Source organism: Rhodococcus sp. BP-160 (assembly GCF_019836205.1).
Taxonomy (GTDB): domain Bacteria; phylum Actinomycetota; class Actinomycetes; order Mycobacteriales; family Mycobacteriaceae; genus Rhodococcoides.
This window is the reverse complement of record NZ_JABUEK010000002.1, coordinates 681,008-703,099: the sequence shown is the minus strand read 5'-3', so window position 1 is coordinate 703,099 and position 22,092 is coordinate 681,008. Positions and strand designations below refer to the sequence as shown.

At 69.7% G+C, this 22,092-nt stretch carries 20 protein-coding genes and 1 riboswitch; of the genes, 8 read left to right on the top strand and 12 right to left on the bottom strand.

Annotated elements, in window-relative coordinates; translation table 11 throughout:
• Nucleotides 1-92 precede the first annotated feature (92 nt).
• Both HQ306_RS09745 and HQ306_RS09740 read left to right on the top strand, forming a co-directional pair.
• The gene (locus HQ306_RS09745) at nt 93-632 is read left to right on the top strand and encodes a hypothetical protein (RefSeq protein WP_308115475.1); all 540 of its coding nucleotides are present in this window, start codon (nt 93-95) and stop codon (nt 630-632) included.
• The gene (locus tag HQ306_RS09740) at nt 629-1,075 is read left to right on the top strand and encodes a ferritin-like domain-containing protein (RefSeq protein WP_027505072.1); all 447 of its coding nucleotides are present in this window, start codon (nt 629-631) and stop codon (nt 1,073-1,075) included. The genes HQ306_RS09745 and HQ306_RS09740 overlap by 4 nt, the downstream gene beginning before the upstream one ends.
• A gap of 25 nt (nt 1,076-1,100) precedes the next feature.
• Here the strand turns inward: HQ306_RS09740 and HQ306_RS09735 are convergent, their stop codons facing one another.
• Nucleotides 1,101-1,607, bottom strand: a complete 507-nt coding sequence (locus tag HQ306_RS09735; RefSeq protein WP_222630850.1) for a hypothetical protein — start codon at nt 1,605-1,607, stop codon at nt 1,101-1,103.
• The gene (locus tag HQ306_RS09730) at nt 1,604-3,358 is read right to left on the bottom strand and encodes a proline--tRNA ligase (RefSeq protein ID WP_222630842.1); all 1,755 of its coding nucleotides are present in this window, start codon (nt 3,356-3,358) and stop codon (nt 1,604-1,606) included. The genes HQ306_RS09735 and HQ306_RS09730 overlap by 4 nt, the downstream gene beginning before the upstream one ends.
• 44 nt (nt 3,359-3,402) lie before the next feature.
• Here HQ306_RS09730 and yaaA point away from each other — a divergent pair, with 44 nt between their 5' ends.
• Both yaaA and HQ306_RS09720 read left to right on the top strand, forming a co-directional pair.
• Nucleotides 3,403-4,146: a peroxide stress protein YaaA gene (yaaA, locus tag HQ306_RS09725; protein WP_056445002.1), complete on the top strand. Its 744-nt coding sequence runs from the start codon at nt 3,403-3,405 to the stop codon at nt 4,144-4,146.
• Nucleotides 4,143-5,369: a DUF2786 domain-containing protein gene (locus tag HQ306_RS09720; RefSeq protein ID WP_222630840.1), complete on the top strand. Its 1,227-nt coding sequence runs from the start codon at nt 4,143-4,145 to the stop codon at nt 5,367-5,369. The genes yaaA and HQ306_RS09720 overlap by 4 nt, the downstream gene beginning before the upstream one ends.
• Here HQ306_RS09720 and HQ306_RS09715 read toward each other — a convergent pair.
• Genes HQ306_RS09715 through HQ306_RS09705 form a run of 3 tightly spaced genes read right to left on the bottom strand, consistent with a single transcriptional unit; the run spans nt 5,360 to nt 9,776 of the window.
• Nucleotides 5,360-6,817, bottom strand: coding sequence for an MFS transporter (locus HQ306_RS09715; protein ID WP_222630838.1), 1,458 nt, complete (start codon nt 6,815-6,817; stop codon nt 5,360-5,362). The two genes, HQ306_RS09720 and HQ306_RS09715, sit on opposite strands and share 10 nt — an antisense overlap.
• An 8-nt stretch (nt 6,818-6,825) precedes the next feature.
• The gene (gene cobA / locus HQ306_RS09710; RefSeq protein WP_222630836.1) at nt 6,826-8,058 is read right to left on the bottom strand and encodes a uroporphyrinogen-III C-methyltransferase; all 1,233 of its coding nucleotides are present in this window, start codon (nt 8,056-8,058) and stop codon (nt 6,826-6,828) included.
• 35 nt (nt 8,059-8,093) lie between these two features.
• Entirely contained in the window at nt 8,094-9,776 is a 1,683-nt protein-coding gene (locus tag HQ306_RS09705; RefSeq protein WP_222630834.1) for an alkaline phosphatase D family protein, read from the bottom strand.
• A gap of 151 nt (nt 9,777-9,927) precedes the next feature.
• Between HQ306_RS09705 and HQ306_RS09700 the strand changes: the two genes are divergently transcribed.
• Nucleotides 9,928-10,344, top strand: coding sequence for a helix-turn-helix domain-containing protein (locus HQ306_RS09700; RefSeq protein WP_027505065.1), 417 nt, complete (start codon nt 9,928-9,930; stop codon nt 10,342-10,344).
• Between the two features lie 17 nt (nt 10,345-10,361).
• On the opposite strand, the gene HQ306_RS09695 is transcribed toward HQ306_RS09700, so the two are convergent.
• From HQ306_RS09695 to mqo, 6 genes are all read right to left on the bottom strand, one after another.
• A complete protein-coding gene (locus HQ306_RS09695) occupies nt 10,362-11,012 on the bottom strand; it encodes a pentapeptide repeat-containing protein (RefSeq protein WP_222630832.1) in 651 nt (216 codons plus the stop codon).
• Between the two features lie 130 nt (nt 11,013-11,142).
• Entirely contained in the window at nt 11,143-12,525 is a 1,383-nt protein-coding gene (locus HQ306_RS09690; RefSeq protein WP_222630830.1) for a cobyrinate a,c-diamide synthase, read from the bottom strand.
• Nucleotides 12,519-13,139 (bottom strand): cob(I)yrinic acid a,c-diamide adenosyltransferase, encoded by a 621-nt coding sequence (gene cobO / locus HQ306_RS09685; RefSeq protein WP_222630828.1) that lies wholly within the window; start codon nt 13,137-13,139, stop codon nt 12,519-12,521. Before cobO ends, HQ306_RS09690 begins: the two co-directional genes overlap by 7 nt.
• Nucleotides 13,140-13,150: 11 nt before the next feature.
• Nucleotides 13,151-15,049: a VWA domain-containing protein gene (locus HQ306_RS09680; RefSeq protein ID WP_222630827.1), complete on the bottom strand. Its 1,899-nt coding sequence runs from the start codon at nt 15,047-15,049 to the stop codon at nt 13,151-13,153.
• A 94-nt stretch (nt 15,050-15,143) separates the two neighbouring features.
• Nucleotides 15,144-15,227: riboswitch (cobalamin riboswitch) on the bottom strand.
• A gap of 39 nt (nt 15,228-15,266) precedes the next feature.
• Nucleotides 15,267-15,752: a GNAT family N-acetyltransferase gene (locus HQ306_RS09675; RefSeq protein WP_027505061.1), complete on the bottom strand. Its 486-nt coding sequence runs from the start codon at nt 15,750-15,752 to the stop codon at nt 15,267-15,269.
• A gap of 12 nt (nt 15,753-15,764) precedes the next feature.
• On the bottom strand, nt 15,765-17,324 hold the full coding sequence (gene mqo, locus HQ306_RS09670) for a malate dehydrogenase (quinone) (RefSeq protein ID WP_081821172.1): 1,560 nt from the start codon (nt 17,322-17,324) through the stop codon (nt 15,765-15,767).
• 158 nt (nt 17,325-17,482) lie between these two features.
• On the opposite strand from mqo, the gene HQ306_RS09665 reads away from it, so the two are divergent.
• The 3 genes from HQ306_RS09665 to HQ306_RS09655 all read left to right on the top strand — a co-directional run bounded on the left by HQ306_RS09665 (nt 17,483) and on the right by HQ306_RS09655 (nt 21,478).
• The gene (locus HQ306_RS09665; RefSeq protein ID WP_027505059.1) at nt 17,483-18,523 is read left to right on the top strand and encodes an alpha/beta hydrolase; all 1,041 of its coding nucleotides are present in this window, start codon (nt 17,483-17,485) and stop codon (nt 18,521-18,523) included.
• Complete coding sequence (mtr, locus tag HQ306_RS09660; RefSeq protein ID WP_222630825.1) at nt 18,520-19,929, top strand: mycothione reductase; 1,410 nt, start codon at nt 18,520-18,522, stop codon at nt 19,927-19,929. Before HQ306_RS09665 ends, mtr begins: the two co-directional genes overlap by 4 nt.
• 124 nt (nt 19,930-20,053) lie before the next feature.
• Nucleotides 20,054-21,478 carry an HNH endonuclease signature motif containing protein gene (locus HQ306_RS09655; RefSeq protein WP_222630816.1) on the top strand — a complete coding sequence of 475 codons (1,425 nt, stop codon included), beginning with the start codon at nt 20,054-20,056 and terminating at the stop codon, nt 21,476-21,478.
• On the opposite strand, the gene HQ306_RS09650 is transcribed toward HQ306_RS09655, so the two are convergent.
• Nucleotides 21,479-22,021 (bottom strand): alpha/beta hydrolase, encoded by a 543-nt coding sequence (locus HQ306_RS09650; RefSeq protein ID WP_222630814.1) that lies wholly within the window; start codon nt 22,019-22,021, stop codon nt 21,479-21,481. It abuts the gene before it with no gap.
• Nucleotides 22,022-22,092 lie beyond the last annotated feature (71 nt).

The following is a 22,092-nucleotide window of genomic DNA, read 5'->3' as shown; positions in this document are numbered from 1 at the left end:
ACCGGGGCGCGTCTCCCGACACGCTGCGTCGTCGCGCCGAGAGTGCTCGTGTCCGGCGCGGGGACGGTGTCCGTGTCTGGCACGATGACCGGGTGCCACCGACAGTTCCGCACCGACCGGTCTTCCTGCACGGCCGCAGTCTCCCGACGCTCTCGCGGCGCACGATGTTGCGCGGTGCGGGAGCAGCGGTAGCGGGCACGACGATCCTCGCCTCGACGGTCGCGTGCTCGGACGGTACGCAGGACGACGAGGCGGCGCAGCCCGATCCGCTCGCGGCCCATGCCGCCCGGGCCCGCCGGGACGCCGCCGCCGCGACGGCGGCGATCGCGCAGAACCCGGCGGCGGTCGACACTCTCACCGTGATCGCCGATCAGCGGACCGCCCACGCCGACGCGCTCGACATTGAGATCGCACGTCTCACTCCCCCGCCCACGGTGTCCGGGACCGCCGCTGCGGCGACCGGCACCGCCGAGCCGGTGCCGGCTCCGGCACTCACCGAGTTGTCCACGGCGCTGTCGGACGCGGGCCGCAGCGCAGCCGACGACGCGCGTGCGCTGTCCGGTTACCGAGCGGGCCTGCTCGGGTCGATCAGTGCCGCGTGCACGCTGGCGTCCGCGGCGGTGGCCGGATGAGTGATCTCGGCCCGGAGCAGCAGGCCCTCGTGGACGCGCTGAACGTGGAGTTCGCCGCCGTCTTCGCGTACGGCGTCATCGCGGCGTTCTCGAACCCCACCCGCGATCCGATGGTCGCGCAGTACGCCGCCGACCACCGAGCGCGGCGCGACGGCACCATCGACGCCCTGACCGCGGCCAGCGTCACCGCACCGGAGCCCGCGGCCGGGTACACGGTGCCGTTCCCGGTGACCGACGCGGTGGCGGCGGCACGGCTCGCGGCGCAGGTCGAGGACGACGCCGCAGTCGCCTGGCGGTCGGTCGTCGAACGGGCCCAGTCCGGGCACACCCGCGACATCGGCATCGTCGCCCTCACGGACTCCGCTCGGCGCGCCTCGGCGTGGAAGGCGATCCTCGGCATCTTCCCGTCGACGGTGGCCTTTCCCGGCACTCCGGCGACCTGACTCCTCCGCCGGTCGGGACCTCGGCTCAGGGCTGATCGGTCACGGCGGCGACGATCACCGCGGTGCCCGCGGTCCACGACGCCGCGGCGAGCCGTGGGTGACCGTCGACCATGTCCTGCACCGCGGTCCACGTCGCCCCGTCAGCGTCACCGGTGACCACCACGGCGGTCCCGGGTCGACCGAGCACCAGCGCCCACTCGAGGTACTGCACGGCCTCGGCCGCACCGGCCCGCGAGACGTCGGCGGACACCACACCGAAGGTCGTGTCGTCGTCCGTGCGGAGCTGCGGCAACGATCCGGCGGGATCGCCGGCGACGATCTCCACCCGGCCTCGTGCCGCCTCCGTGTCGGCCTGGACGGCCGCGACGCTCTCGTCCGCGGCGAGCACCACGACGGAGCCGCGCTCGCCGACCGCGTCGGCCGCGAGAGCGGCCGATCGTCCGTGTGTCGGCGCGATCAGCAGGACTCGGCGAGCGTCGACGAGCCGGGTCAGGACGGCAGGGAGAGACTCGCTCGACGACGAGGTGCTCACACGGGTCGCCCGACCGCGCGCAGGACCTCCCGGCCCGCCGACTCGGCCGGAACGTCGCGAGCCTCACCGGTGAAGCGATCCTTCAGCTCGACGGTGCCGTCCGCCCAGCCGCGACCGAGGACGACGACGAGCGGCACACCGATCAGCTCGGAGTCCTTGAACTTCACACCGGGAGACACCTTGGGACGGTCGTCCAGGACGACCTCGAGTCCGTGCGCGTCGAGTTCGACGGCGAGCGCCTCGGCACCCTCGCGCGCGCCCACGTCCTTGTTGGCGATGACGATGTGCACGTCGGCGGGTGCGACGGACGCGGGCCACCGCAGACCCTTGTCGTCGTGCATCTGCTCGGCGATGACAGCCACCAGGCGGGACACGCCGACGCCGTACGAGCCCTGGAGCAGGCGGGTGGGCTTGCCGTTCTCGCCGAGGACGTCGACCGCGAAGGCGTCGGTGTACTTGGTACCGAGCTGGAAGATGTGGCCGATCTCGATGCCGCGAGCGGACACCAGTGCGCCGCGGCCGTCCGGAGAGGGATCACCGTCGCGCACCTCGGCGGCCTCGATGGTGCCGTCCGCGACGAAATCGCGGCCCGCGACCAGATCGACGACGTGCTTGCCCTTCTCGTTCGCGCCGGTGATCCACGCCGTACCGTCGACGACGCGAGGGTCGACGAGGTAACGCACGCCGTTGTCCTGCAAGGCCTTCGGTCCGATGTACCCCTTGACGAGGAACGGATTGGCGGCGAAGTCCGCGTCGCCCAGCATGACGAACTCGGCAGGGGCGAGGGAGGCCTCGAGGCGCTTCTCGTCCACGTCACGATCACCGGGAACGCCGACGGCGAGCAGTTCCCACTCACCGCCGGGGATGCGTGTCTTGAGCAGCACGTTCTTGAGCGTGTCCGCCGCGGTGACCGTGCGGCCGAGATCCGCACCGTTCGCCCAGTCGACGAGCGTCGCGATGGTCGGGGTGTCGCCGGTCTCGTGCACCGTCGGTTGCGGCAGGCCCTCGAGGGGGATCGACGGCGGAGCCGGCGTCGTGACGGCCTCGACGTTCGCGGCGTACCCGGACTCGACACACCGCACGTAGGTGTCCTCGCCGACGACCGATTCCGCGAGGAATTCCTCGGACGCGCTCCCGCCCATCGCACCGGACGTGGCCGCGACGATGACGTAGCTGACACCGAGGCGCTCGAAGATCCGCTGGTACGCCTCGCGGTGGGCCTCGTAGGAGGTCTTCAGACCCGCCTCGTCCAGATCGAACGAGTACGAGTCCTTCATGACGAACTCACGGCCGCGCAGGATGCCGGCCCGCGGACGCTCCTCGTCGCGGTACTTGGTCTGGATCTGGTACAGCGTGACCGGCAGGTCCTTGTAGGAGCTGTACTCCCCCTTGACCGTCAGCGCGAAGAGCTCCTCGTGCGTCGGCCCGAGCAGCATGTCGACGCCCTTGCGATCCTTGAGCCGGAACAGCCCGTCGCCGTACTCGGTCCAGCGGTTGGTCACCTCGTACGGTTCGCGCGGCAGCAGCGCCGGCAGCGAGATCTCCTGGCCACCGATCGCGTTCATCTCCTCGCGCACCACCTGCTCGACGCGGCGCAGCACCCGGAGCCCGAGCGGCAGCCACGAGTACACACCGGGAGCGATGCGGCGGACGTAGCCGGCGCGCACCAGGAGCTTGTGGCTCGGTACCTCGGCATCGGCGGGATCGTCGCGAAGCGTGCGCAGGAACAGGTGGGACAGACGGGTGATCACAGGCGCACAGCCTAGTCCGTGGGTGTGTCGGTACCGTTCCTGCCGTGCTCGTTCTTCTGCCACCGTCCGAAACCAAGTCCGCGGGCGGCCGCGGCGATCCGCTCGATCTCGACCGGCTGTGGCTTCCGCAGCTCACCGACGTCCGATCGACGCTGGTGAACGCTCTCGTGTCCCTCGCCGACGATCCCGCGGCCTCCCGCACGGCCCTGGGACTCTCGCCGAAGCAGGACGACGAGATCGAGCGCAATGCGGCCCTGACGGTCTCGGCGACGAGACCGGCTCTCGAGCGCTACACCGGAGTGTTGTTCGACGCGTTGGACGCGGCATCGTTCACCCGGGCGCAGAAGGCCAAGGCTCGGCAGCGCCTCGCGATCGGGTCCGCCCTCTTCGGTGCGGTGCGAGCGGACGATCCGGTTCCGGCGTACCGGCTCTCGGGCGGGTCCGCACTGCCCGGGCTCCCCACGCTCCGCGCCCTGTGGAAGCCGGTGCTGCCCGCGGCGGTCACCGCCGCGGCCGACGGTCTCGTCGTCGATCTGCGCTCGGGAATCTACCGCGACCTGGGCCCCATACCCGGCGCGGTCACCGCCACCGTGCTCACCGAGCAACCCGACGGATCCCGCACCGTCGTCAGCCATTTCAACAAGCATCACAAGGGACTGCTGGCACGGGCGCTGACCGTCACCCGCGCGGAACCCACGAGCGCACGGGCCGTCGCCGCGGTCGCCGTCCGTGCAGGACTCCGAGCCGAGGTCGCATCGCCGACCGAGGTGATCGTGCTGACCGAATGAACCCGGTCCCGGAACTGCTGCAGCGCGGCGCCGATGCCGCCGCCGGTCGCACCGCCTCGCAACGCGTGGTGGACGACGTCGCGGACCAGTTGGTCGCCTGCACCGACGCGGATCCCCTCGCTCAGGGGTCCGTCACGCTCCTGTCCACGATCACGGCGCTGTACGAGGAGGGGTGGCAACCGCTCGACCTGCTGCACGTCGTCCGCCGCCACTGCACCGCCGAGGTCACCGGACTCGCCGCGGCGGCCCTCCTGCACGAGGCCGAACTCTCCGACGCCACCTCGCGCGCACCCGAGAGCTGGGTGCGCCAGGTCGAGGCGATCCGGGCGCTGCGCCCGGACGTCGAGTCGCCTGTCGACGCGTCTCCGAGTCTGCTCGCCGCGCGTCTGCGCCTCGGCGGTGCGTCCGACTACATCGCCGTCAGTGACCAGTGGATCGCCGTGCTCACGCTGCTCGGGCGGTGGCAGAGCCTGCCCCGACTCACCCGGATCGGCGCGCTGCCGTCGCAGTGGCCGTCGGCCCGGACCGCACACCTGCTGCCGCCCGACACCGTCGTCGGGTCCGGCATGCTCGGGCGCATCAGGGGGCTTCTCGCCAAGGCGGACTCGACCGAGTTCGAGGAGGAGGCCGATGCGTTCACCGCGAAGGCGCAGGAACTGATGACGAAGTACTCCGTCGACACCCTCGTGCTCGCCGAGGGCCGGACCGACGTCGTGAGCAGGCGTGTGCACGTCGACAATCCGCACGCGGATGCGCGTGCCCAGTTGCTGCACGTGGTGGCGACGGTCAACCGCACCCGGGTGGTCTGGGACACCGATCACGCCCTCGCGACGGTGGTGGGTGCACCCGTCGACGTGGAGCAGACCGAGATGCTCTTCACCTCCCTCTCGGTGCAGGCGGCGCGCGCTCTGGCTCGCGCTCCCCGACCGGCTCGGCGGAAGAAGGCCGCATCCGGGTTCGACACCGCGTTCCTGTGGGCCTATGCCGTGCGGCTGGGTGAACGCCTCGCCGAGTCGGACGCGCTGGCCCTCGAGGAGGCGAGTCGCCGGTCCGGCGAATTGCTGCCGATGCTGGCGACGCAGACTGTGGCCGTCGAGGCAGAGGTCGAGCGACTGTTCCCGGCCACCCGGTCGATCCGTGGACCCCGGCTGGACCTCGCGGGATGGGAGTCCGGGCGCGCGGCGGCGAACGAGGCGGACCTGCCCGCCGACCGTCAGCGGTGAACCGCGTCCTGGGCTGCCTTGGCCTGGGCGACGTCGGCCGCGCTGTAGCGGATGAACAACGCCGAGACGGCGGCGACCGCGGCGAGAACGGCGCAGCCGAGAAGAGCGAACGTGTAGCCCTCTCCCAACGCGACGATCTCCGGCCGGGTCATGTCGACGGCCGAGCCCGTCCGACCGCCCAGTGAGAGCGTCTTCGACGCCGCCATCGCGCTGACCACAGCGAGGCCGAGTGGGCCACCCAGGTTCTGCGCGACGAGCGAGATGGCGGTGAGGGGCCCGATGTTCTTCTGGTCGACGTTGGCGATCGCGCAGAGCGGGAGGGCGATGACCGCCAGTCCGACGCCGAAACCGATGCCGCCGATGGGGAGGAACAGGTTCTTCCAGTACGTCGACTCCACCGTGATGGTCGACGCGAAGATCAGGTACCCGACGGTGAGGACCGCGCCGGTCGCGATGATCCAGCGCGGTGCGACCCGCGGCGCCAGCCACGACGACGCGACGGCGGCGAGCGCCATGCCGCCACCGAACGGGATGAACGAGATGCCGGCGCGCAGCGGACTGTAGTCCAACACGTCCTGGACGAACACCGCGACGATCACGGTCATCGCGAACAGGGCGCCGCCGGAGAAGAAGATGGCGACGAAGGTGGCGACGCGGTCCCGGTCGCGGAAAAGTTCGAAGGGCAGCAGTGGGTTCCTGGCGCGCCGCTCGACGGTGAGGAACGCGAGCAGCAGGAACAGACCGACGACGATCGCGGTGAGGGTGACGACGTCCGTCCAGCCTCGTTCCGGACCCTCGACGATGCCGAACACGACACCGGTGGATCCGAGCGTCGCGAGGATCGCCCCCGGCACGTCGAGGGGTGCCCGTTCGCCGGCCGTCTCGGTGAGCGCGCGCCATCCCAGGGCCAGGATCGCGAGACCGATCGGCACGTTGATGAGGAAGATCCACCGCCACGAGACCTCGGTGAGCGCGCCGCCGATGATGAGACCTGAGAAGGAGCCGACACCGGTCATGGCCGCGTAGATGGCGATGGCCTGATTGCGGACGGGCCCCGGCGCGAACGTGGTGGCCACCAGTGCGAACGCCGTGGGCGACGCGACCGCGGCGCCGGCGCCCTGGATCACGCGGGCCAGCACCAGCATCGCCTCGTTCTGCGCGAGTCCGCAGGCCGCGGACGCCACTGTGAACAGTGCGACTCCGACGAGGAACATGCGCTTGCGTCCGAAGGCGTCGCCCATGCGCCCGCCGAGGAGCATGAGCCCGCCGAAGGCCAGTACGTACGACGAGACCACCCAGTTGCGACCGGCATCGCTGAGGCCGAGTTCGGCCTGCAGCGGAGCGAGCGCGAGGTTCACCACGGTGCCGTCGAGCACGGCCATCAACTGCATGCCGCTGAGCGCGATGATCGCGAGTCCGAAGGCCCGCTCGGTCACGGGATAGGTCATCGGCCGGGTCACGAGGCTGCGCCGATCACGGCCGCGGCGTCGAATCCCGCCACCGGTCCGATGACGATGATGGCCGGGGGGCGCACGTTCTCCGCACGCACCCGCTCGGCGACGGTGGTCAGATCTGCCCGCACCACCCGCTGCGACCGCGTCGTGCCCTCCTGGACCACCACGACCGGCGTGTCCGCGGCGCGCCCGTTCTCGACGAGCACGTCCGCGAAGGCTCCGATGCGCTCGACCGCCATGAGCAGCACGATGGTGCCGCGCAACCGGCCCAGGGACGGCCAGTCGATCAGCGAGTCCGGGTGATCCGGGCGCAGATGACCGCTGACGACGACGAACTCGTGCGTGACGCCACGATGGGTGACCGGGATACCGGCGGCGGACGGCACCGAGATGGCGCTGGTGATGCCGGGAACGACGGTGACGGGAATGCCCGCTGCGGTGCACGCCTCGAGTTCCTCGTATCCGCGGCCGAAGACGTAGGGATCGCCGCCCTTGAGTCGGACCACGAACCGGCCGGCGCGGGCATGCGTGATCAACGCGTCGTTGATGGCCTCCTGTGCCATGAACCGGCCGTACGGAATCTTCGACGCGTCGATCACCTCGACGTGCGGTCCCAGTTCGGCCAACAGCTCGGGCGGCGCGAGACGGTCGGCCACCACCACGTCGGCACGCGCCAGCAGGCGGCGCCCCCGCACGGTGATGAGGTCCGGGTCCCCCGGTCCACCGCCCACGAGTGCGACCCCCGCGATCGACTTCTCCGGTGCGTCCGCGATGGCCCCGGACTGCAGCCCGTCCAGCACGGCGTTGCGCACGGCGGCGGACCGGCGATGCTCTCCGCTGGCGAGCACGCCGACGGTCAGACCGTCGTACTCCGCGCTGGCAGGCGTGACCGCCGTGCCGTCTCTCGCTACGTCCGCGCGCACGCAGAAGATCCGGGAGCGCGCCGCTTCCGCGACGATGGCCGCGTTGGTCTCGGCCTCGTCGGTGCAGGCGATGGCGTACCAGGCCTCGTGCAGATCGCCGTCGCGATAGTCGCGCAACTCCAGCTCGATCTGACCGAAGCTCGCCATGCCCTCGACGGCCGGGGTGGCCTCGCGGGTGATGACGACGACCTTCGCGCCGCACGACACCAGCAGCGGGAGCCGCCGCTGCGCGACACTGCCCCCACCGACGACGACCACGCGACGACCGGCCAGATCGAGCCCTGCGAGGTAGGGAGAATCGGTCGCGTCCACGTCGGAAGACCCTACCTGTCGTGGCACGGGCACGATCAGCGCTGCCGCACCCCGGACGGCGTGAGGTCGTAGCGAGCCGTGGTGCTGAGCGTCTGACGCCCGTTCACCACCGCGGCGTGGTTCACCTCGAGACGCAGCGCCTGCGAGTCCGTGGTCAACGACATCACCCCGTTGTCGAACCAGGGACCCGCCTCCGTGCTCCACTCCGCGTGCACGGGTTCCGCCTTGGCTCCGCGCGCCAGGCGCGCGAGCATCCTCGCCACCGGGCGACGGATCGCCAGGCGGTTGACCGCCCGGATCGGCAGGTTCAGTGGATTACGGAACGGCGACATCGTCAGCTGGTACAGAGACGTCGACGTCGACACGCGGGTCTCCGCCTTCGCGACGTAGGAGCAGTGCACGTCACCCGACAACCACACGACCGACTTCGGCGCGTCCGGCCCCACGACCACCTCGTCGACCAGATCCACCATGTCGCCGAACGACTTTCCGAACGCGGCCCAGTGCTCGAGATCGAGCGCGATACGCAGCTTCTCCCCGATCCGACCGAACCGCTTCCCCCACGCGCCCTGCGCCACCGCCTCGTTCCACTGCTCCACCGCGTGCAGCCCCGGAAGCATGAGGAAGGGCAGCGAGGACCCCAGAAGCACGTGCTCCTTTCCCGATTTCAGCGTGTGCTCGCGCACCCATGCCCACTCGACGTCGTCGACCATGGCCCTGCGCTCGGGCGACAGGTCACGCGAACACCGGCTGTCGATCATCACCAGACGCGTGTTGCCGATGTCGCGGTGATAGCTCCAGCGCGCCGAGGACGGTTCCGCGTCCGCCTTCAGGGCGAACTCGGCGAGCAGCGTCTCACGCTCGGAGTCGCTCGCGGCGGATCGCACGGCCGCGTACATCGCGTCGTCCTCGAGTTCGCGCGGGGACAGGTTGCCCAGGTGTTGGTAGACCCAGTACGAGGAGAAGGCGCCGATCACGCGGTCCTCCCACCAGGACGCCTGTGTCACCTCCGCGCGCCAGTCCGCGGAGGAGTTCCAGTCGTCCCGAAGATCGTGGTCGTCGAGGATCATGCACGTCGGGACCGTGGCCATCAGTTGGCGGACGCGGTCGTCGCCCCACGACTCCTGGTAGAGCCAGGTGTACTCCTCGAAGTCGCAGATCTCGTCCTCGACCTCCTCCGAGCGGGCGCCGGCAGCACGTTCGCCGGCCTCGCGCCGGGCGTGCAGGCGCTCGACGATCTCGGGCGACGGATCGTCCGCGTAGACCTGATCTCCGAGGAAGACCAGGAGATCCGGCCAGGTGTCGGGCTCCTCGCTCGCGACGCGGTCGGCGAGCCCGACCAGCGCGTCGGCGCCGATGCGCGTCAACGCCTCGTCGCTGTAGGTGTCACCCCGCCGGCAGGATCCGAAAGCGACGGTGACGGGCTCGTCGTCGCACATCGTGTGCACGACGGCCCGGCGGTCGGGAGTGGGCCACACCTGCTCGCCGTCGATCGCGACGGTGTAGTCGACGAGTGAGTTCTGCGGCAGATCCTCGACGGCGACGAGGGCGTAGTGGTGCCCGTGGAGACCCCACGTGCGCTCGTCCACCGAGGCGCCCGAGGACGTGGTGACCGTGACGGTGCAGGATTGCGATGTCTCCACCCAGAAGGTCGCGCGATCGGTACTGACGTAGCGGACGAACGGCCCCAGGATCAGTCTCTGGTCGATGTCGGTCATTCGATCCAGATTGCCACCAATGCCCGATTTCCGCGCCGTTCACCGGCAACCTGTCGGGAAAGTCTCCCGACGACATGTCCGGGAAAAGCCGCCACGGGGCACGTAGATGTCCCAATTGACGTGTGCGACAGGGGATGTTTACGTTGTTTGGATGACTGTGCGGATGTATTCGGTCGACGATGTCGCCGACATGCTGGGGCTGCACGTGCGCACCGTCCGCGGCTACGTGCGGTCCGGGCGCCTCCCCGCCGTCCGCATCGGCAAGCAGTACCGCATCTCCGGCGAGGACCTCGAGACGTTCACCGGGCAGGCCGCCTCCACACTGCGCACCGAGCATCGCGTCGAGGTCACCTCGATCGTCGACATCGACACCGTCGACCGCGAGACCGCGGATCGGCTGACCGCACTGCTCGCCAGAGCCACCGGGGACGCGCGACCCGACAGTGAACCGTTGCGCGTCAACACCGCCTACGACGCGCAACGCGACCGGCTCAAGGTCGTCGTCCTCGGCGCCCCGCGGGAGGTGTCACGGCTCCTGGACTACCTGGAGGGACTGCTCGCGGCGTGATCGGTGGACGACGTCGATCAACTACCGAAGAGCCCACCGGGCACAGGTGCCGGAACGGGAAGGGGGGTTGCCGGACCCTCGGACACCGTGCAGGACGTGTCGAGGTTGCTCGCAGCCGACGGGTCGGTACCGAAGATGTTGGCGCCGCACACCTGGGCGCCGAAGAACTTCGTGTCCGCGAACCGAGCATGCGAGAGATCAGCGTCTCGCAGGTAGGACACGGTGAAATCCGTGCCGCTCAAGCCCGTCCGCGTCAGATCTGCCTGATCGAGCATCGTGTCCGACAGTGCTGCATTCGTCAGGTCGGCGTTCGCCAGCGACGCGTGATGGAAGTCCGCGCGGCCGAAGGACGAGCCCGCGAGATTCGCACCCCGCAGATTCGCGCCGGTGAAGCGGCCGCCGAATCCGACCACGCCGGACAGGTCCGCTCCACTGAGGTTCGAGCCCGAGAAGTCGGCTCCCGACAGATTCAAGCCCGCGAGATCCGCGCCGCTCAGGTCCATACCGGTGCAGACCGTGCCGTCTGCCGGCGAGGTGATCACGCACCCTTTGATCTCGGTGGCACCGGCTGCGGCCGGTGACGCCACGGCCAGCGCCGCCGCTGCGACGACGACGGATCCGACACTCGCCCACGAGACGCGTGCGCTACCGAACATTCTGCTGACCATGTGAAGGACCCTCTCGCCGGATGCACTCCCCAGGAAACCGGGTGCAAACAATCTTTCGGTATGTATCCGACCGACAGTAGACACCAGAAGTTTGTGAGATGCAACCAGACGGGCGCCGAGACGCTGTGGGTCAGTTCGGCCGGCAGGCCGCCACGAACCGAGCGAATCCCCGGGCCGTCGCCAGCGGATGGGTGTGCAGATACGACGCGTGCACCCGTCCGCCGGCGCCGACGGATCCCTCCTGCACGGTGCTGCCGTCGCGCCGCCAGGCCCACGCGGGTTCGAACGATCCCGCCCGGACGACGTGGGTGCGGTGGAATTCGTGGCCGGTGATGCGCTGGCCGACGTCGAACATCACCGACCCCGTCAGCGCCACCGCGTCTCGATAGCCGAGGGTGAGCCTCGACCCGAACTCGACGTCGAGGTCGAGCACTGCCGCCATGCGGTGCCCGTCCAGCGAGGTGGCCAGGTACAGGAGGCCCGCACACTCACCGTGCACCGGCCACCCGGCGTCGGCGAGAGCCCGGATGTCGTGCAGCAGTGGCTCGTTGGCGGCCAGCTCGGCGGCGTGGAGCTCGGGGAAGCCGCCGGGGACGACCAGGCCGGTGGCACCCTCGGGCAACCGGTCGTGGCGCGGATCGAACACCGCCACGTCCGCTCCCGCGGCACGCAGCACCTCCGGTTGCTCGGCGTAGCCGAACGTGAACGCCGGGCCACCGGCGACGGCGACCACCGGACGCGGACCCTCGATCCGCACCCCCACCGCGGCGTCCGGACTCCACGGCTCCGCCGTCGGAACCTGCGCCGTCGCCGCGATGCGAGCGAGAGCGTCGACGTCGACATGGCGCGACACCAGCTCGGTCATCGCCGCGACGGCGTCGACCGCGGCGGAGCCGTGTTCGGCTGCGGTCACCAGGCCGAGGTGACGCGACGGCACCTCGAGCGCACCGGCGCGAGGCACCGACCCGATCACGGGAATGCCGACCCGGTCGCAAGCCTGTCGCAGCACCGCCTCGTGTCGCTCACTGCCGACCCGGTTCAGGATCACCCCGGCGACGTGGACCGAGGGGTCGTACGTCGAGAACCCGTGGACCAGCGCGCCGATGCTCTGGCTGTGCCCTCGCGAATCCACCACCAGGATCACCGGCGCACCGATCGCGGCGGCGACCGCGGCCGTGGACCCCTCCGCAGCGGGTTCGGTGGCGTGGGGGTCGATGCGACCGTCGAAGAGACCCATGACGCCCTCGACGACCGCGATGTCGCAACCGCTCGCACCCCAGCGCAGGGCGGGCACCATCGTGTCGCGGCCCGTCATCACGGCGTCGAGGTTGCGACCGGGCCGTCCTGCGGCGACCGCGTGGTACCCGGGATCGATGTAGTCCGGGCCGACCTTGAACGGAGCGACCCGCCGGCCGGCGGCGCGCAGTGCGCCCATGATGCCGGTGGCGATGGTGGTCTTTCCGCTGCCGGACGAGGGGGCCGCGATGACGACGGCGGGCAGGTCGTTCACCATTCGATGCCGCGCTGACCCTTGCGACCCGCGTCCATGGGGTGCTTGATCTTCGACATCTCGGTGACCAGATCGGCGGCGTCGAGCAACGCGGTGGGTGCGTTGCGGCCCGTGATGACGACGTGCTGGTTGCCGGGCCGGTCGGTGAGGGTGCGCACCACGTCGTCGACGTCGATCCACCCCCAGTGCAGCGGATAAGTGAACTCGTCGAGGACGTAGAAGCGGTGCCGTTCGTCGCGGATGCGCGCCGCGATCTCCGCCCACCCTTCGCGTGCGTCCTCGGCATGGTCGACCTCCTCGCCGCGCTTGCGCGACCAGGACCATCCCGAGCCCATCTTGTGCCACTCCACGGCGCCGCCGACGCCGGTCTCGTCGTGCAGATCACCGAGGGTGCGGAACACCGACTCCTCGCCGACCTTCCACTTGGCGCTCTTGACGAACTGGAAGACCGCGACGTCGAAGCCCTGGTTCCAGGCGCGCATCGCCATGCCGAACGCGGCGGTGGACTTCCCCTTTCCGGGGCCCGTGTGGACGGCGAGGATGGGGAGGTTGCGACGCTGCCTGGTGGTCAGGCCGTCGTCGGGAACGGTGCCGGGTGCCGGAACTCCCTGTGGCATGGACGATCTCCTCAGGCTGCGGCCCGGACGACGCCGGCCACGCTCGCCGACGACAGTTCGGGCAGTGAGATGTAGGTGCCGCGCAGGGCGGTCGCGAGGTCACGGGCGAGTCCGAGGCGAACCATGCCGGACTCGCAGTCGACGACCACGGAGGCCACCTTGTCCGCGGCCAGCAGTGCGGCGGCGTGACGGGCTCGTCCCACCGGATCGGGTCCACCGGTGGCTCGGCCGTCGGTCAGGGTGACGACGAGGGCACGACGCCCCGGCTCCCGGACCCGCTCACGTGCGACGACGTCGCGTGTTGTCAGGAAGCCCGACGCGAGCGGCGTTCTGCCACCGGTGCGTACGTCGCGGAGTCGGGTGACGGCGACGTCCACCGACCGGGTCGGCGGGAGGATCACCTCCGCGTCGCTGCCCCGCACCGAGACGACGGCGACGCGGTCGCGGCGTCGGTAGGCGTCGCGCAGCAACGACACGACGGCACCGGTGACCGCAGACAGGCGGTCGCGCGCCGCCATCGAGCCGGAGGCGTCGACGACGAAGACGATCAGATTGCCTTCGCGCCCTTCGCGATCGACGCCGCGCAGATCACCGCCCGCGATGGACAACCGGCCGGACTCGGCCGCTCCCCTGCGCTCCGCGGCACGCATCAGGGTGCCGACGAGATGGAGTGAGCCGCCGGTGAAGTCGGTCGCACGCACGACACGACCCGAGGACACCCGCGCGCGTGAGCGACGGCCGGGTGCGCCGTCGCCGACACCGTCGATCTGCAGGAGCCGGGCATCGAAGCCGTCCCCGGACGCGGCGGTTCCGGAGCTGCCACCGGTCGACGGCCGCGGAGGCGGTTCGTCGGCCGACGGTGCATCGTCGGAGCTCGACTGTTCGGGAGCACCGTCCTCGGCAGCGGGATCGGGTGCGCCGCCGCCGTCCGGGTCGGGATCGGGATCGGGCTCCGGTTCCGAACGTCGCACGTCCTCGTCCGCCTGCGACATCGCGTCGTCCAGCTCGCCGTCCGCGAGTCCGGGAGCATCGAACGGATCGCGCCGACGCCGATGGGGCAACGCCAGTTCGACGGCGACGCGCACGTCGTCCTCGGTCACCGTGGTGCCGCCCCGCCACGCGGCGTGAGCGGTCGCGGTGCGCGCGACGACGAGGTCACCGCGCATCCCGTCGACGTCGAAGGCCGCACACACGGCCGCGATACGACGCAGTTCCGAGTCGGGCAGCTCGACGTCGGCGACACGGTCCCGCGCACCGGCGATGCGGGCCGCGATCTCCGCGTCGGCGTCGGCATGCGCCTCGGCGAACGCGACGGCGTCGCGTTCGTAGTCGAGTCGGCGACGGACGACCGTCATCCGCGTGTCGACATCGCGGGAGGCGGAGACGTCCACGGCGAGGCCGAAGCGATCGAGCAGCTGCGGGCGCAGCTCCCCCTCCTCGGGGTTCATGGTGCCGACGAGCACGAAGGTCGACGGGTAGGAGTGCGAGATACCGTCCCGCTCCACGTGTACCCGGCCCATGGCTGCCGCGTCGAGCAGCAGATCGACGAGATGGTCGTGGAGAAGGTTGACCTCGTCGACGTACAGCAGGCCACGGTCCGCTGACGCGAGCAGGCCGGGGGTGAAGGCGCGTTCGCCGTCACGGACGATGCGCTCGAAGTCGATGGACCCGACGACGCGGTCCTCGGTCGCACCGACGGGCAGTTCGACGAGCCGAGCGGGCCGGGTGCCCGCCGAGTCCGTGACGGGAGGCATCAGCGCCGTCAGCGCACGCACGGCGGTCGATTTCGCCGTGCCCTTCTCACCGCGTACGAGCACGCCGCCGATGCCGGGGTGAACGGCACAGAGTGAGAGCGCCAACAGCAGTCGGTCCTGACCGACGATGGCAGAGAACGGATATCCGGGATTCACGCGTGTGGTCCTGTTCGACCTCGGTGACCGCGCCGAGGAGTCGAGACGATGCTGCGCGTGGTCTCCTCACGCAGCAGTGACACGAACGCTCGGCGATCTGGCTCCGTGATCCGACCTCCTGAAGGAGGCCGGACCACGTCACAGTGGCGGGACCGCGCCCGAGTCACACGGGCTTCTCCGAGACGTTCGTCGGTTGTTCAGTGTCGGTGCAGGCGAGTCAGTTCTTGTCGCCTTCGCTCCAGGGACTGCCGCCGCCGCGCCGCATGGGCGTGTGCGGGATGCCGTCCTCGAGAACTTCCTGGCCGTCCGGGTAGAAGCCGTGCTTTGCGTACATCTCCACCAGGTAGCTCTGCGCGTTGATGCGGCACGGGGACGACCCGACCTCCGCGAGCGCAGCCCGCAGCAGACGCGTGGTGTGGCCCTGCCCGCGCGAGGAGCGGTGGGTGCACAGGCGCCCGATGCGGAATGACTTCTCGCCGTCGTCGTGCTCCTCGAGGAGACGCAGTGTGCAGACCACGCTGCCGTCGCGCTCGAGCCAGAAGTGGCGGGTGTCGGAGAGCAGGTCCTTACCGTCGAGCTCGGGGTAGGCGCAGGCCTGCTCCACCACGAACACCTCCACGCGCAGCTTCAGCAGCTCGTAGAGGGTCTCGTTCGACAGGTCGAGTGCCCAGGATCGCTTGAGTGTTGCAGTCGCCGTCGTCATGTGATGGTGGTATCACACAGTTCCGGAGTGCGCGACCTGCCGGCCGGTGGCCGAGGTCGTGTCGAGCTGCAGCACTCGCGTGGTGTGCGACCAGATCTCGTCGAACAGACGCGGGTTCTCGGCCAGCTTGGTGCCCAGGGACGGAACCATGTCCTTGAGGGTCGGCTCCCACGAGCTGTACCGGTCGGAGAAGCAGCGCTTCAGCACGTCCAGCATCGCCGGCACGGCGGTGGACGCGCCGGGTGACGCCCCGAGCAGGCCCGCGATGGTGCCGTCGCCCGCGTTGATCACGGCGGTGCCGAACTCGAGCACGCCGCCGCGACCCTTGCGACGGATCACCTGGACTCGCTGTCCGGCGGTGACCAGCTCGAAGTCCTTGCCTTGAGCGGACGGCATGAACTCCCGCAGCGTCTCCACGCGGTCGGTCTCGGACTGCAGCAGCTCGGTGACGAGGTACTTGGTGAGGGCCATCTCGGTGACACCGACACCGAGCATCGAGAACAGGTTGTTTGGCTTGACCGAGTTGACGAGATCGGTCATCTTCCCCTGCTTGAGGAACTTGGGCGACCAGCCGGCGTAAGGCCCGAACAGGAGTCCGGGCTTGCCACCGATGACGCGGGTGTCGAGGTGCGGCACCGACATCGGGGGCGCACCGACCGAGGCCTTGCCGTACACCTTGGCGGAGTGCTGCTCGACGAGCTCGGGGGTGGTGCACCGCAGCCACTCACCGCTGACGGGGAAACCGCCGAAGCCCTTGGCCTCCGCGATGCCCGACTTCTGCAGGAGGTGCAGGGCGCCGCCGCCCGCGCCGACGAAGACGAACTTGGTGACGATCTTGCGCGTGACGCCGGTCCGCCCGTTGTAGACCTTGACGGTCCAGGTGCCGTCGGAGTTCTTGGACAGGTCGCGGACCTCGTGTCCGAAGTTAACCGAGGCGCCCTCCACCGCGAGGTGGTTGAGGAGCTGCTTGGTCAGTGCGCCGAAGTCGACGTCCGTACCGCCGTCGGACCAGTTGAGCGCGATCGGATCACTGAAGTCGCGCCCCTTCGCCATCAGCGGGAGGCGACGGGCGAACTCGGTCTCGTCGTCGATGTACTCCATACCGGGGAACAGCGGGTTGCCCGAGAGCGCGTCGTACCGCGCTCGCAGGTACTTCACGTTGTCCTCGCCGTGCACGAAGCTGACGTGCGGGATGGGGTTGATGAAGTTCTTGGGGTCGGCGAGCACGCCGGCCTCCAGCGCGTGCGACCACCACTGCCGCGAGACCTGGAACTGCTCGTTGACGTTCAGCGCCTTGCTGATGTCGACGGAGCCGTCCTTGCCCTGCGGGGTGTAGTTGAGTTCGCAGAGGGCGGAGTGGCCCGTACCGGCGTTGTTCCACGGGTCGCTGCTCTCCGCGGCCGCGGCGTCGAGACGCTCGAAGACGGAGATGGACCAGGTGGGCTCGACCTGACGGAGGAGCGTGCCCAGCGTGGCACTCATGATGCCCGCGCCGATCAGGACGACGTCGGTCCTCTCCACCTTCGATCCCGACTTGGTGCCGGACTGACTGTTCTGATCGTGTTCGCCCACTGCTGGATCGACTTCCTTCGTCCATCGGCACTCCCGACAGGGAGTGCGGTGCGGATGCTGCTGTCCGCGGCGCCGTGCCGCGTCACCGCGACAGTCACCGTCTCTGTACCCGATTGTGCCCCTCGCCACCCCTGCGAAGCGGCCATTACTGTGTGAGTGTGACTACATGGGCGCCCGATGTACTCGGTGACGATTACGAGCAACTGACCATACCGCTCGGCTCCGACCCGGACGGCGAGGGCGAGGTGCGGGCCACACTCGTGCGCCTGACGCGGTCCGTGACGGGTTCCGCGACGCCGAAGGGCGCAGTCCTCTACGTGCACGGTTTCACCGACTACTTCTTCCAGCGCCATCTGGCCGAGCACTTCGCCGATCTGGGACACGCGTTCTACGCACTCGATCTGCGCAAGTGCGGACGCTCCATCGGCGAGGGGCAGTCGCCGCACTTCGTGTCCGACCTGGCGCTGTACGACGAGGAACTCGACCGGGCGCTGGCGATCGTGCGCGAGGAGACGGGCGCCGAGGTCCTGATGGCGGCGCACTCGACGGGCGGCCTCATCGTCCCGCTGTGGCTCGATCGTCTCGAACGCACCCGAGGGGGTGCCGCTGCCGCCGGCATCTCCGGTCTGGTGCTGAACAGTCCGTGGTTCGACCTCCAGGGCCCGCCTCTGGTGCGCAGCGTCGGAACCGTCGCGATCGGTGTCCTGGGCCGCGTCGCTCCCCTGCGCGCGTTGCCGGGCCAGGGTCTGGACACCTACGGCCTCTCCATCAGCTCGGGTGGCAACGGCGAGTGGGACTACGACCTATCGTGGAAACCGTTGGCAGGCTTCCCCATCAAGCTCGGCTGGATCCGCGCGGTCCGTCGCGGCCACGCGGAACTGCACCGGGGACTCGACATCGGCGTACCGTCCCTGATCCTGCGTTCCAAGGTCACCCGCTTCTCCAAGACGTACGTGCCGGACGTCGACGCCGCGGACGCCGTTCTCGACGTCCGTCAGATCGCGCGGTGGGCGGGATGCCTGGGCAACCGCACGACGATCGTGCCGATCGAGGGCGCCCGCCACGACGTCTTCCTCTCCACACCCGAGCCGCTGGAACGCGCCTTCGCCGAGATGGACGACTGGCTGCGGCACCGCGGCAGCGGGTTGTCCGACGCGCCCTCGGGCGGCGACCACGCAGAACTGGCGACCGGATCGTGAGCGCCACGGAGGACACCGGGTCCGACGTCCAGCACTTCGACCTCGCGATCATCGGAACCGGTTCCGGTAACTCGATTCTCGACGAGCGCTTCGACGGGTCGAGCGTCGCGATGTTCGAGGAGTCCATCTTCGGCGGCACCTGCATCAACGTGGGATGCATCCCGACGAAGATGTTCGTCTACGCGGCGGAGGTGGCCCGCGCTGTCACCACGGCGTCGAAGTACGGCATCGACGCCCACATCGACAAGGTGCGGTGGACCGACATCGTGGACCGCGTCTTCGGCCGGATCGACCCCATCGCGGACAACGGGGAGAAGTACCGCCGCGAAGGTTCGCCCAACGTGACGTTGTTCAGCAGCCACGCGCGCTTCGTCGGACCGCGCCGTATCGACACCGGTGACGGCCGTGTCGTCACCGCCGACAAAGTCGTCGTCGCGAGCGGCTCGCGTGCCACCGTCCCCGATTTCATCCGCGACAGCGGCGTCACGTTCCACACCAACGACGACATCATGCGGCTGCCGTCCCTTCCGGAGCGGCTGATCGTGCTCGGGTCGGGCTACATCGCCGCCGAGTTCGCGCACGTGTTCTCGGCCCTCGGCTCGCACGTGACGGTCCTGGCACGCAAGGAGCGCCTCCTCCGCAAGTCGGATCTCGAGATCTCGCAGCAGTTCACCACGCTCGCGCAGGACAAGTGGGACGTCCGGCTCTCGGTCGATGCCACCGGTGTCCGTCAGGACGGCGACGACGTCGTGGTGTCCCTGTCGGACGGCACCGAGGTACGCGGGGACGCGCTGCTGGTGGCGATCGGTCGCGCTCCCAACGCCGATCAGCTCGGCGCCGACGAGGCGGGCATCGACCTGCACGACGACGGCCGCATCGCGGTCGACGAGTTCGGCCGCACGTCGGCCGAGGGCGTCTTCGCACTCGGCGACGTCTCGTCGCCGTACCAGCTCAAGCACGTCGCCAATGCCGAGGCGCGTGTGGTGCAGGAGAACGTCCTGAAGCCGTCGTGGGACGACACGACGGGGTGGAAGCGCTTCGATCACCGCTACGTCCCATCCGCGGTGTTCACCGATCCGATGATCGCCGAGGTGGGGCTCACCGAGCAGGAGGCTCGTGACCAGGGATACGACATCGCGGTCAAGGTCCAGAAGTACGCCGACGTCGCGTACGGCTGGGCGATGGAGGACGACGAGGGTCTCTGCAAGGTCATCGCCGACCGCGCGACCGGCCGACTGCTGGGTGCCCACATCATCGGCGAGCAGGCTCCCACGGTGATCCAACCGCTGATCCAGGCGATCACATTCGGGCAGTCCGTCCGCGACGTCGCGCGGGGCCAGTACTGGATCCACCCGGCGCTGCCCGAGGTGGTCGAGAACGCGCTCCTCGGACTCGATCTCGACTGATCGGACGCCCTCACGCCACGCTGATTCGTGTCGGTGGTGTCGGTTACTCTCTGTTCAGGTCGTCGGGGGGCGGTCTGATCGGGGCATCACCGGGGGTGAATTCGTGTACGACACAGTGGTTTCGGTGGATGTGTTGGTGTCGGCGAAGGTCGACGCTCAGGCGTCGTTCGCCCGGACCGTCTCCGCGTCGTGTGTGTACGTGCAGGAGTCGTCGCGGCGGCCTGCGGTGCTCGGTCCGGGTGGGGTGATCGATGCCGAGGCTGCTGAGACCTGTGCGGTGGCGGAGGTCGCGGCGGCGTTGTCGGTGTCGACGCGCACGGTGACCGAGTGGCTGTTTTTGACCCGCACCGCGCATCGTGCGGTGGCGGAGGCGTTCGATGCGGGCCGATTGGCGTATGCGGCGTTCCGGACGGTGTGCCGGTCGGTGGCCGGGGTCACGAATGCGACGGAAGCGTTGCTGCAGCGGGTCATCGCTGCCGCATCGAAATGTACGCCGGGTGCGGTGGCAACCGCGGTCGACCGGATCCTCGCCGACTTCGATGCGGAGTGGCACCGGAAGGCGCGTGAGCGGGCGGCGTCGGAGCGTGCGGCGTCGGTGCGGAAACTCCCGCGCGATCAGGCGGAGCTGAAGATTCGTGGTCCGGCGGAGCAGGTCGCGGCGATGTGGCGGGCGATCGTGACGGCGGCGCGTGGGGTGTGCGCGACGGATCCGCGGCCGCTGTCCGCGCGGTTGTTCGATGCAGCTCACGCGGTGGTCGCCGGCGGAGCTGACGCGTGTGAGTGTGCTGATCAGCACTGCGAACGGCGGGGGTCGGTCGCCCGTCCGGCCAATCATGCGGTCATCGTCCTCGACGCCGCCACGGCGGCGGGGTTGGCGGGGGAACCCGGCCATCTCGTCGGCTGGGGACCTGTTCCTGCCGACACTGCCCGAAGGATCGCCGAGGATGCGACGTGGCAGGCGATCATCACCGCGGCGCGGGAGAGGCCGCCGATCGGATGTGAGTGCCGGTGCCCGGAGCACGATCCGGAAGACACGCCGGAACCGCCGCTCCCGGGCGCCGCGCGAGAGGTTCGACGTACCCGGCGGATGCCGGCCGGGTGGATTCCCGTCTCGGGTCGAGTGGACAGCGTTCGGGCGCGGGCGGTGCGAGAGAAAACTGAGTATCTCCGCACGCTCCCGCCGTCGGCGTTGGACCGCGCCGTCGACAATCCCGACGGACATGGGGGCTTCGCCGTGCCCCCGGCCGGTGCGTTGACGTATCGCCCGTCGGAGGCGGTCGCGTCGCTGGGGACAGCGTTGTACTCGACGTGCGTGCACCCGGGATGCGCTGTGCCCAGCGAGGACTGCGACCTCGATCATGTCGTCCCGTTCGACCACACCGACCCCCGGAGAGGCGGATGGACAGTCGCCGCCAACCTTCAACCCCTGTGCCGCCGGCATCACGGGTTGAAGACACGAGGGCAGTGGCATTACCGGAAGCTTCGCAACGGCATTGTCCACATCCGCGACTCACACGGAAACGACTACCTCACCGCACCCGGCGAGTGATCACCAGGCGCTGGTGCGCATCACGATCTCGGTGGCCAGTGCTGCGGCCGCGGCGTCCGGGGTCGACGAGTCGAGCGTGACGACGCGGTAGTCGCCGTAGACGTAGCGGCTCGTCGCGGACGCCTCCTCCGCGAAGGTGGGGTCCACGACCACCATCGTCGTTCGCAGTTCGACCGCCGGGCAAGCGGAGTCGTCACGCACGGCCGGATGGCCCCGGTCGATGACGACCAGGCTCGACACGCGCCCGAACGTGCGGGCGGCGAGCGACCAGGCGCGGTCGGCGCCCTCTCCCCTGCCGACCAGATTGACCCACGGCAACCCGAGAGCATCGAGCAGCGCCACGAGATCGGTGTCGTTCGGACTCACGCCGGGCTCGAGCGTGACGGTCCGCAGATCCGATGTCGTCAGCCGCGCCGCGGTGTCGTCGAAGACGTCTGCGCAGTCGTCGTCGGCCGGGAGCAACAGCACCGCGTGGCCACTGTCCGGCCCGTCGATTCGCACGGTCAGATCGCCGGAGGGCAGGGAGACGGTCTGCTGCTGCATGGGACCCGACGCTACCCGACCGGGTCCGATCGGAGCCCTTGCCACGACGGAGCCCGAGGTTGTACGGTCCA